We start from the raw sequence: 9,420 nt of genomic DNA, 5'->3' as shown, positions 1-9,420 counted from the left end.
GCGGTGGTCGACGTCAGCCGCGAGGATGAGGTCGCGGCGCTGTTCGAGCGCATCGGCCGGCTCGATCATATCGTCAGCACCGCGGCCGCGATCGAAGGCGCCTACCGGCTGTTGCCCGACATCGAGCTTTCGGCCGCGCAGCGAGTGGTGGAGAGCAAGTTTTACGGGCCGCTGCTGCTCGCAAAGCGTGGGGCGCCGAAGCTGCCGCCGACAGGCTCGCTCACCTTCGTCACCGGTATCGCGGCCTACCGGCCGGCAGCGCGCGGCTCGGTGGTCGCCGCCGTCAATGCGGCGCTGGAGGGGCTGGTGCGAGCCTTGGCGGTCGAGCTGGCGCCGATCCGCGTCAACGCCGTCTCGCCGGGCTGGGTCGACACGCCGATTTGGGAGTTCGTCGCCGGCGACCGGAAGGGCGAGACTCTGGCCGCGATGGCTGAGCGGTTACCCGCCGGACGCGTCGGAAAGCCGGAAGACATCGCCGATGCAATCCGCTTCCTGATCGGCAACGGCTTCACGACGGGAGAGACGCTGCATGTCGAGGGCGGCCACCGGCTGGTGTGACCGGCGCGAAGCCCTCTCCTGCAGCGGCTATTTGTTTTTGCGCAATTCCGGACGGAAAACCGTTGCACACTTTTCCTGGAATTGCTCGAACAGCGCCTTCAGCGACGGCGGCAGGACGCGGCGGCGACGCCAGACCATCACGATGTCGGCGGAACGGACCGGGCCGGGCCAGGCAAGCTCGGCCACCTCGCCGCGATCGATCGCGGCGGCGACCGCCAGCCGCGGCACGAGGCCAAAGCCGGCGCCGGCCGCCACCAGTCCGGCGATGGCGTCGATGCTGCCGGCTTCGGCGACCAGCCTTGGCTTGCCAAGCCCCGCTTCGCCGAACGCCTTGTCGACCATGGCGCGGTAGACGCAGCCGGTCTCGGTGGCAACGAAATGCTTCTCGGCCAGCGTCGCCAGGTCGACATCCACATGGTTGTCGCCAGGCGGCGCGATCAGCGCCAGCGGCTCGACCGCCACCACGCGCCTGGCAAGGCGCTGGTCGGATGCGCTGGTATCGAGCTCAGGCGGCCGCTCGAAGCAGAAGGCGACATCGATCTCGCCATCGCTGAGCCTGCGCAGCAAGTCGCCGCTGCCGGCGATCCGGAGCTTGATGTCGATGCCGGCATGGGCGGCACGGAAACGGGCGAGCCATGGAGCCAGCCTTGCCGAGGCGATCGTCTCCAGCGCGCCGATCGACAGGCTGCCTGCCATGTCGGCTTTGGTGGCATCGACGGCGGCGCGGGCGGCGTCGGCAAGCGCCAGCAGGTCCTCGGCATAGGGTTTCAGGGCCTCGCCCGCCGGCGTCAGGGTGAGCCCCTGCCGCGAGCGGGTGAACAGGCCGGCTCCAAGCTCGGTTTCCAGCGCCTGGATCTGATCGCTGACGCTCGACTGGGCGAGATTGACCTCCTGCGCGGCGCGCGTGACGTTGCCCGTCCGCGCGACCGCCAGAAAGGCTTTCAGCAGCCTTGGATGCATCCGGCGCTACTGCAGTTGCGGCTTCTTAAGGAAGGAATTGCGGTCGGCGGATTTGACGCGCAGCCAGGTCTCGCGGCCGTCGCGCACGACGCGCAGCGGGATTTCCGAGCCGGCCGGATTCTGCCAGAGTTTCCTGTAGAAATCGGCCAGGCCGTCCACCTCACCGTCGCGCACGTCGGAGATGATGTCGCCCTGGCGCAGGCCCGCCTTGGCTGCCGGGCCGCCTTCGGCGACGCTCATCACCACCACCATCCCGTTCGACTCTGCCGAGAAGGCGCCGAGCCACGGACGCGGCGCTTTCGCCGCCTGGCCGCGCTTGATGAGATCATCGAGGATCGGCGTCAGAAGATCGATGGGCACCACCATGTTGATGTCGGCCACCTCGCCGGCGCGGCTCATCTGCAGCCGCAGCGAGCCGATGCCGAGCAGCTTGCCGTCGCGGTCGAACAGCGCCGCCCCGCCCCAGGACGGATGCGCGGGCGCGATGAAGATCGCCTCGTCGATCAGATATTCCCAATAGCCGGCGAATTCCTGCTTGGTGACGATGTGGGCGTCGACCTGCTGGCCGATGCCGTCGGCAAGCGTCACCGCGTCACCGACGTTGGCCTTCCTGGCATCGCCTAACTGGACAGCCGGAAGGTTGAGCGGCGACAGCGCCTGCACGAGGCCAAAGCCGGTCTCCTGGTCGTAGGCCAGCGCATGCGCGGCGACCACGCGGCCATCCTGATCGGTCAGCCACACTTCCTCGGCCTCGGTGATGAGGTAGCCTATCGTGAGCACAAGGCCATTGTCGCGGATCACCACGCCGCTGCCCTCGCGGCGCGTGCCCAGCGCATTGGCGGTGAAAGCATCGTCCGGAACCGTGGCGCGCACGGCAACGACGGAGCGCGAAATTTTCTCGACGGTCATCGATCCATCCTGCGTTGCGGGTTTTGTTCTATAAGTATGGCCGAAGGAGCGCGGCGCAAGGGTGGATTTTCCCGTTGCGGGGCTGGCACAAGCGGTAGTTCAACGAAGGTTGAACTTTTTTCTTTGACGCGCGCGCAACCGCACCTAAGTCTATCGGCATCGTGGCAGATTTCCCGCCCTTCACGAAACGCTCCGCCCTGCGCGAAACACAAGGCCTCCGACATGGACCAATATATCCCGCCGAAAGTCTGGACCTGGAACAAGCCCAATGGCGGCCAGTTCGCTTCGATCAACCGGCCGATCGCCGGCCCCACGCATGAGAAGGAACTGCCGGTCGGCAAGCACCCGTTGCAGCTCTACTCGCTGGCCACGCCCAACGGCCAGAAGGTGACGATCATGCTCGAGGAGCTTCTGGCGCTTGGCCACACCGGCGCGGAATACGATGCCTGGCTGATCAAGATCGGCGACGGCGACCAGTTCGGCAGCGGCTTCGTCCATGTCAATCCAAACTCGAAGATCCCGGCGCTCATGGACCACAGCGAGCCGAAGCCGGTGCGTGTGTTCGAGTCCGGCTCGATCCTCACCTATCTCGCGGAAAAATTCGGCGAATTCCTGCCCACCGAGCGCGCGGCGCGCGCGGAAACCTTCTCCTGGCTGTTCTGGCAGATGGGTTCGGCGCCCTATCTCGGCGGCGGCTTCGGCCATTTCTACGCCTATGCGCCGCAAAAGATCGAATACGCCATCGACCGCTTCGCCATGGAGACCAAGCGGCAGATGGACGTGCTCGACCGCCGGCTGGCGGAGAGCGAATATCTCGCAGGCCCGGACTACACGATCGCCGACATGGCGGTGTGGCCATGGTATGGCGGGCTCGCCAAGGGCCGCAGCTACAATGACGCCGCGCAGTTCCTGTCGGTGCATGAATACAAGAACGTGCAGCGCTGGGCCGACGCGATCGACGCGCGGCCGGCCGTGACACGCGGCCGCATGGTCAACCGCATGTCCGGCGATCCGGCCTTCCAGCTGCGCGAGCGCCACGACGCCAGCGACTTCGAGACGAAGACGCAGGACAAGTTGGAAGCGGCGGAGTAACCCCGCCGACATTCGTCATCCTCGGGCTAGACCCGAGGATCCATGCCGTGACGCGCGCCGAAGGGCGCAACGGAGCAGAATTCTTAACCGTTTCAACGCCTTAGCGTAACGGCATGGATCCTAGGGTCTGCGCGCGTCGCTTCGCTCCTTGCTTCGCCCTAGGATGACGAAGGCGAAGGTCGCCGGGAGATCAACTGTAGCTACCTCCCATACGTATACGTCACCGTCGCCTCGCCCAGCGCCGAACTCTTGGCGGCGACGGAGACCATATCCGGCAATGGGTTCTCCGGTATGCGCAGCGTCTTCTCGCCCAACGCATACAGCGTGAAGACATAGTGATGCTGGCCGCTGCCGGGCGGCGGGCATGGGCCGAAATAGCCGGCGCGGCCGACGCCACCCTTGCCCAGCACCGAGCCCTTGGGCATGCTCTTGCCGCCCTCGGCGCCGGCGCCCTCGCCCAGGCCCTTGGCGCTGGCCGGGATGTTCCAGGCCAGCCAGTGCCAGAAACCCTTGCCGCCATTGGCGTCGGTGTCGAACATGGTCAGCGCATAGCTTTTGGTGCCGGCCGGCGGGTCCTTCCAGGCGAGCGCGATCGAGACGCTCTTGCCGCCACAGCCAGCCTTGTCGCCGAGATATTTCGCATTCCATTTGCCGTCGGAGACTGACGGGCTGGAGATCTCGAAGGCCGCCGCATGGCCGGCTAAGGCGACAAGGGCAAGCGTGGTCAAGCCGAAACGCAAGGTCATGTGATCCTCCCTGAATACTATAGAGCGTTTCACCGTTTCACGGAAACGGCGAACCGCTCTATCCCTTTGTTTTGACGCAATTCCGGACGGAAAACCGCTCACACTTTTCCTGGAATTGCTCTAGCGTAGCGGAAAAGCGGCCCGAAAAAGGGCAAGGCGGCGCGCTGACCGCCGGGACAGCGAAAAAAGCCCCGCCGGTGGAGGCCGTCGGGGCTCTTTCGTACGGACCATGGAGGTGGGACCCCACGGTCGGGTCGATCCAGGGGGTGTTGGATCGGCCGCGACCCTAGCCGAGGAATGGGCCGCGCGGACAATCACGCCTGCGCACTACCAATCACGCCTGCGCGAGGCGGCGGTGATTGAAGGCCTAACCGCGCAGCAGCTTCGCCAGCCGCGGCACGCCTTCGTTCACCGCGCGGTCGTCGGCAAGGGTGAATGACATGCGCAGCGTGTTGCGGCCGGTGCCGTCGGCATAGAAGGCGTTGCCGGGCACGAAGGCGACGCGCGCCTCCTTGACCGAACGCGCCAGAAGCTCGGTGGCGTCGACGCCTTCCGGCAGGGTCAGCCAGACGAACATCCCGCCTTCCGGGCGGCTCCAGGAAATGCCGTCGGGCATGTTGGCCTGGAGCGCGCCGAGCAGCGCGTCGCGCCGCTTGCGGTAGGCGCCGATCAGCTTTTCCACCTGGGTGTCGAAGATGGTGTCGGCGACGCGGTGCATGACCATCTGGTTGATCGAGGGGCTGTGCAGGTCGGACGCCTGCTTCATCAGCACCAGCTTCTCCACGACATGGCGCGGCGCGCAGACCCAGCCGACGCGCATGCCGGGCGACAGGATCTTCGAGAAGGACCCGCAATAAAGCGTGCGGGCATGATCGATGCCGCCGGAGCGGGCGCAGTCGAGCGCCAGGATCGGCGGCACGCCCTCCCCGTCATAGCGCAGCGCGCGATAGGCGGCGTCCTCGATGACGGCGATGTCGAGCTCGCCCGCGAGGTCGAGCACCGCCTCGCGCTGCTTGACGTCCAGCGTGTTGCCGGTCGGGTTGGCGAAATCCGGTACCAGATAGGCGAACTTCACCTTACCGCCATTTGCCGCCGCGGCGGCCCGATAGGCCTCGGGCGTCATGTTGCCGCCGGCGGTGTTCAGCCGGTCATAGCGCGGCTCGTAGGCGTTGAAGGCCTGCAGCGCGCCGAGATAGGTCGGCCAGGTGACCAGGGCTGTGTCGCCCGGCGACAGGAACAGCTTGCCGAGATAGTCGAGCGCCTGCTGCGAGCCGGAGGTGATGAAGATGTTGCCCTCGTCGCATTGAACGCCGAGCTTGCCCATATAGGCGGCCAGCCATTTGCGCAGCGGCAGATAGCCCTCGCTGACCTGGTATTGCAGCGCGGTCCCCGCCTCCCTGCCGCCCAGCACCGCCTGATAGGCGTCGCCGATGGCCTGCGCGGGAAACAGCGACGGGTCCGGAATGCCGCCGGCGAAGGAGATTATGTCGGGCTGGTCGAGCAGCTTCAGCAGCTCGCGGATTTCCGAGGCTTTCATGCGCGACGAGCGCGAGGCCAGAAGGTTCATCAGGGTCAAGGCGCACCTCCCGAAGTGCTTCTATTTAGGTCAGCTTGGTTGACCTATTATCAGGCCATATCGCCCGCGTGAATACACAAAACGGTCATGGCGCATAGGCGAGGCGACATTTGGCCCACGGATTTCCGCAAATGCTAATGGAAAATTCGGTCATCGGCTCCCGGCAGATGGCGGATGGCAGATTGCCGTTATATTAGAAAAGGCGCATATTACTCCAAGCCGGAGCCTTGCTGCGGTTGAGCCGCCGTCGGCCGTGTTGCCCAGGCGGTCCACAGACCAGTCAAATGTAAGGAGAAACAGGCACGTCCGTGCTGCCCTCATCATTGGGTGGCCGAGGCAGTGATATTTGGAGGAGGATCCCATGAAGGTTACCATACTGGCGAGTTACGAACCCCATGCCGCCAAGGGGCTCATGCAAGGATCGAACCGGGAAGTTGCAATCGCGGCGCTGTTTGAAAGCGTGGGCGGGAAGATGAACAGCCTGATGTTCACGCGCGGCCTTTACGACGTCATCGTCAATGGCGAGGTGCCGGACCAGATTGCCGGGATGGGGATGACGCTTGCCGTGCGCGCGAGCGGCTCGGTGAGCGATCTCGTCGTTCTGGAAGAGCTCGACATGAAGGCGGTGATTGCGGCAGCCAACAAGGCCGCCGGCGCCTACAAGCCGGCGGGCTGATGTCGCATCGAAGGGAGGACGCCATGACCGCCTATAACGTAGTCCGTTTTCGCACCAAGCCGGGCAAGGAGAAGGCCTTCGTCGAAGCACACGAAAAGGTCTCGCTGAACGCCAAGGGCTTTCGCAAGGGCGCCCTGATCAAGACCGGCGAGCGCACCTTCTGCATGGTCGGCGAATGGAACGACATGGACAGCCTCGCCGCGGCGCGCCCGATGATGATCGGCATTCTCGACACGTTCCGCGATATGCTCGAAGACCTGGGCGGCGATCTCGGCGTGACGGATCCGGTGTCCGGCTCGGTCGTTGCGGAGATATAGGCTGAAGGCGCCCCCGTCTGGCGCCGGAGGGACCGCCTTGCGCGGCCAGCCGGCGCCGTCGACAACAAGCGCCGCAAGAAGCCGGCGCGCTGCGTGGCGCCTTGGCGCTCGTCTCAGAACGGCAACCGAATCTCGTCGTCCTGCGCGGCCTGCGGCCAGCCGATGTCCTTGCGGATCTCGGGCGGCAGCTCGTTCAGCTCGCGCGTCGTGCGGCGGCGCTTGCTGGCCTGCGCGAAGGCGGCGCGAATCCGGTTGAGACTTTTGAACATGGAAAGCTCCCATAAATAGGCGGCGCAAAACCGGCGCCTCCTCTTCACCCGGCGCCGCTTTTGCAATGCGTCTGTAACCGGTGGATTGCGCGCGAACGGTGAAATGCCTCACGAAGCCGGAGCAGCCTGAAACATATGTGTGCAAATTAATTCGGGGGATCGAGCATGCGGCCCCAGGGCGCACGCCCGGTTGTGCTACGCGGTCACCTTGCCATTCCGCGCCACTTCCTTGCCCGCGCGATAGACGGTGCGATCCTTCGGCACCGCCACCACCGCTTCCGGGACATGCTCGGCCCTCAGCGCGACAAAATCGGCTTTGGCGACGACGGCGATGCCGTAGCCCTCCAGCCCCAGCGCCTTGGCGCCGGCATGGCTCACAACGTCGTAAGCTGTTTCCAACTCCCGATCCTCGTAGAAGCCGGAGCGATAGCCGATCATATTGGCGCGGTTCAGCATGTCGCCATCACCATAGGGCCACCAGGAATCGCGGATGTTGTCGGAACCGGCGAACACGGTGACGCCGGCCTTGCGAAGCGCGGCCACCGGCGGAAAGGCATGGTCGCCGGGCGCGTTGGTCATGATGGAGACGCCGGCGGCGGCGATCCTCTCGCCAGCCCTGGCCAACGCATCGGCGGAGATGTCGCCCAGCGCATAGGCGTGGCTGACGGCGACTTTGCCTTGCATGCCCGACGCCGTGGCACGGGCGACGATCTCCTCGATCTCGAAGAGGCCGAGCGTGCCGCGGTCATGCAGGTGGATGTCGATGCCGGCGCCGCGTTTTTCGGCAAGGCCGAACATCACATCGAGGTGCCCTTTCACGTCGCGGTCGAAGCTCGCCGGATCAAGCCCGCCGATCAGGTCGCAGCCGAGCTTGAGCGCCTCGTCGAGCAGTTCCGCCGTGCCAGGCGAGGACAGGATGCCGCTCTGCGGGAAGGCGACAAGCTGGATGTCGATCAGGTCGCGATATTTCTCCCGCACGGCGAGGATCGTCTCGACATGCTTCAGCCCGACCGCGGCATCGACCATGACATGGCTGCGCATGGCGAGGCTGCCATGGCCGACGCAAAGCTCGAGCTGGTTCTTCGCGCGCTCCGCCATGGGTGTTGCCTGCTCGAGGTTGCGCATCTGGAAAGCGACGCGCTCGCGCACGTCGAAGCCGTTGGTGCAGGGAATGTGCGGGCGCCAGGCGTCGCGGTAGAAGGAGGTGTCGAGATGGATGTGGCCATCGACGAAGGCTGGCAGCACGAGCTGTCCGGCGAGGTCGACGGCGCCGTCCGTCGGCGGCGTCGTGTTCGCCGCAGGCGCCACAGCGCTGAAGCGGCCGCCCTCGACAGTGAGATCAACGACCGTGCCGTCGGCGAGCCTGGCGTTGAGGAAATGAGTCTGGTTCAAGATGCATCCCATTGAAAGTGAACGCATCAGTGGTCGTCGCTTGGCTGGCCAAGGTCAATGCGGGATTGGATAGAAAGTGTTTCGCCCTTGCCTTCTCCCGTTGTGGAAGAAGCCAAGTACAACGCCTGTTATATACCGCTTTCGCGTAAGTTTCAGCGAGCGGCAAATGTGCCATGGTGAAGTCTGCGGTATGAGGCCGCCGTGGTCGACGCGGACGCCCAAGCACATCCCCAACAATGCGCCCCCAACGGACGCGTCGACCATGAACAGAATGCGACGGCGACCTTGCCCTGGGTCGCCGTTTTACTTCTGCGCTCCGGCGTATTCGGTGACCAGCCGCTCATATTCCTCGAAGGCAGGCAGCGCTTCGTAGCTGTGCACGGCCGGTGTCGCCGCCCAGGGCAGTTTCTCGGCCGTCCAGGTCTCGATGAAGGGCGCGAACCAGGCATGGTCGTCGAGCATGGTCGGGCGCAGATTGACGAACCAGTCGATCCCTTCCGGTCGCGTGAACATCCAGGTCATGCAGTAGCCGCAGAAATAGTGTTTCGAGGCGCCGTGCAGGCCGCCGATCACCGGCTCGCCCTTCGTCACCTCGAAACCATCCGAGGGGATCGCCGCGCTCAGGGAATAGGCGCTGGACGACATGCGCTGGCAGCCGGTGCAGTGGCAGGCCATGGTGAGCAGCGGTTTTGCCGAGATTTTCAGGCGCACGCGGCCGCAGCGGCAGCCTCCTTCGGCGGGCAGAGCGAGGGTGGGCAAGATGGGCTCCTTGGTTGGGGTTTCCCGTTCTCCCCCTGAGAGGGTTTTGCATGGGAGTCGATATTTAGCGCACGAGGCGGATGGGCGTTTTTTGAAAGGCGCTCTGGCCGCTTTGGCGGGTTATTTTGCCTCGCTCTTGGGGCCTCAGGCCGCCTTGGCAGTGGAT

Annotated in this window: 11 protein-coding genes; 4 read left to right on the top strand and 7 right to left on the bottom strand. The window is 65.0% G+C overall.

Features of this window, described 5'->3' with window-relative positions:
* The coding region (locus EOA24_RS16895) for an SDR family oxidoreductase (RefSeq protein WP_127409915.1) at nt 1-558 on the top strand (558 nt) is incomplete at its 5' end.
* A 27-nt stretch (nt 559-585) separates the two neighbouring features.
* Here the strand turns inward: EOA24_RS16895 and EOA24_RS16890 are convergent.
* Together EOA24_RS16890 and EOA24_RS16885 are read right to left on the bottom strand one after the other, a co-directional pair.
* Nucleotides 586-1,518 carry a LysR family transcriptional regulator gene (locus tag EOA24_RS16890; RefSeq protein WP_127409914.1) on the bottom strand — a complete coding sequence of 311 codons (933 nt, stop codon included), beginning with the start codon at nt 1,516-1,518 and terminating at the stop codon, nt 586-588.
* A gap of 6 nt (nt 1,519-1,524) precedes the next feature.
* Entirely contained in the window at nt 1,525-2,427 is a 903-nt protein-coding gene (locus tag EOA24_RS16885) for a S1C family serine protease (RefSeq protein WP_126083285.1), read from the bottom strand.
* Between the two features lie 222 nt (nt 2,428-2,649).
* On the opposite strand from EOA24_RS16885, the gene yghU reads away from it, so the two are divergent.
* Entirely contained in the window at nt 2,650-3,519 is an 870-nt protein-coding gene (gene yghU / locus EOA24_RS16880; protein WP_126083286.1) for a glutathione-dependent disulfide-bond oxidoreductase, read from the top strand.
* Nucleotides 3,520-3,719: 200 nt separating this feature from the next.
* Here the strand turns inward: yghU and EOA24_RS16875 are convergent, their stop codons facing one another.
* Nucleotides 3,720-4,265 carry a YbhB/YbcL family Raf kinase inhibitor-like protein gene (locus tag EOA24_RS16875; protein WP_126083287.1) on the bottom strand — a complete coding sequence of 182 codons (546 nt, stop codon included), beginning with the start codon at nt 4,263-4,265 and terminating at the stop codon, nt 3,720-3,722.
* 367 nt (nt 4,266-4,632) lie between these two features.
* Nucleotides 4,633-5,832, bottom strand: a complete 1,200-nt coding sequence (locus EOA24_RS16870; protein ID WP_189343385.1) for a PLP-dependent aminotransferase family protein — start codon at nt 5,830-5,832, stop codon at nt 4,633-4,635.
* 370 nt (nt 5,833-6,202) lie between these two features.
* Between EOA24_RS16870 and EOA24_RS16865 the strand changes: the two genes are divergently transcribed.
* Together EOA24_RS16865 and EOA24_RS16860 are read left to right on the top strand one after the other, a co-directional pair.
* On the top strand, nt 6,203-6,517 hold the full coding sequence (locus EOA24_RS16865) for a GYD domain-containing protein (RefSeq protein WP_126083289.1): 315 nt from the start codon (nt 6,203-6,205) through the stop codon (nt 6,515-6,517).
* Nucleotides 6,518-6,540: 23 nt separating this feature from the next.
* Nucleotides 6,541-6,834 (top strand): antibiotic biosynthesis monooxygenase, encoded by a 294-nt coding sequence (locus EOA24_RS16860; protein WP_126083290.1) that lies wholly within the window; start codon nt 6,541-6,543, stop codon nt 6,832-6,834.
* Between the two features lie 113 nt (nt 6,835-6,947).
* Here EOA24_RS16860 and EOA24_RS16855 read toward each other — a convergent pair whose 3' ends face one another.
* From EOA24_RS16855 to EOA24_RS16845, 3 genes are all read right to left on the bottom strand, one after another.
* Nucleotides 6,948-7,103: a DUF1127 domain-containing protein gene (locus EOA24_RS16855; RefSeq protein ID WP_126083291.1), complete on the bottom strand. Its 156-nt coding sequence runs from the start codon at nt 7,101-7,103 to the stop codon at nt 6,948-6,950.
* Between the two features lie 195 nt (nt 7,104-7,298).
* Entirely contained in the window at nt 7,299-8,507 is a 1,209-nt protein-coding gene (locus tag EOA24_RS16850) for an amidohydrolase family protein (RefSeq protein ID WP_127409916.1), read from the bottom strand.
* 291 nt (nt 8,508-8,798) lie between these two features.
* Entirely contained in the window at nt 8,799-9,254 is a 456-nt protein-coding gene (locus EOA24_RS16845) for a GFA family protein (protein ID WP_126083292.1), read from the bottom strand.
* Nucleotides 9,255-9,420 lie beyond the last annotated feature (166 nt).

The sequence above is a fragment of the Mesorhizobium sp. M2A.F.Ca.ET.039.01.1.1 genome (assembly GCF_003998035.1).
GTDB lineage: Bacteria > Pseudomonadota > Alphaproteobacteria > Rhizobiales > Rhizobiaceae > Mesorhizobium.
This window is presented reverse-complemented; position numbering and strand designations above follow the sequence as displayed.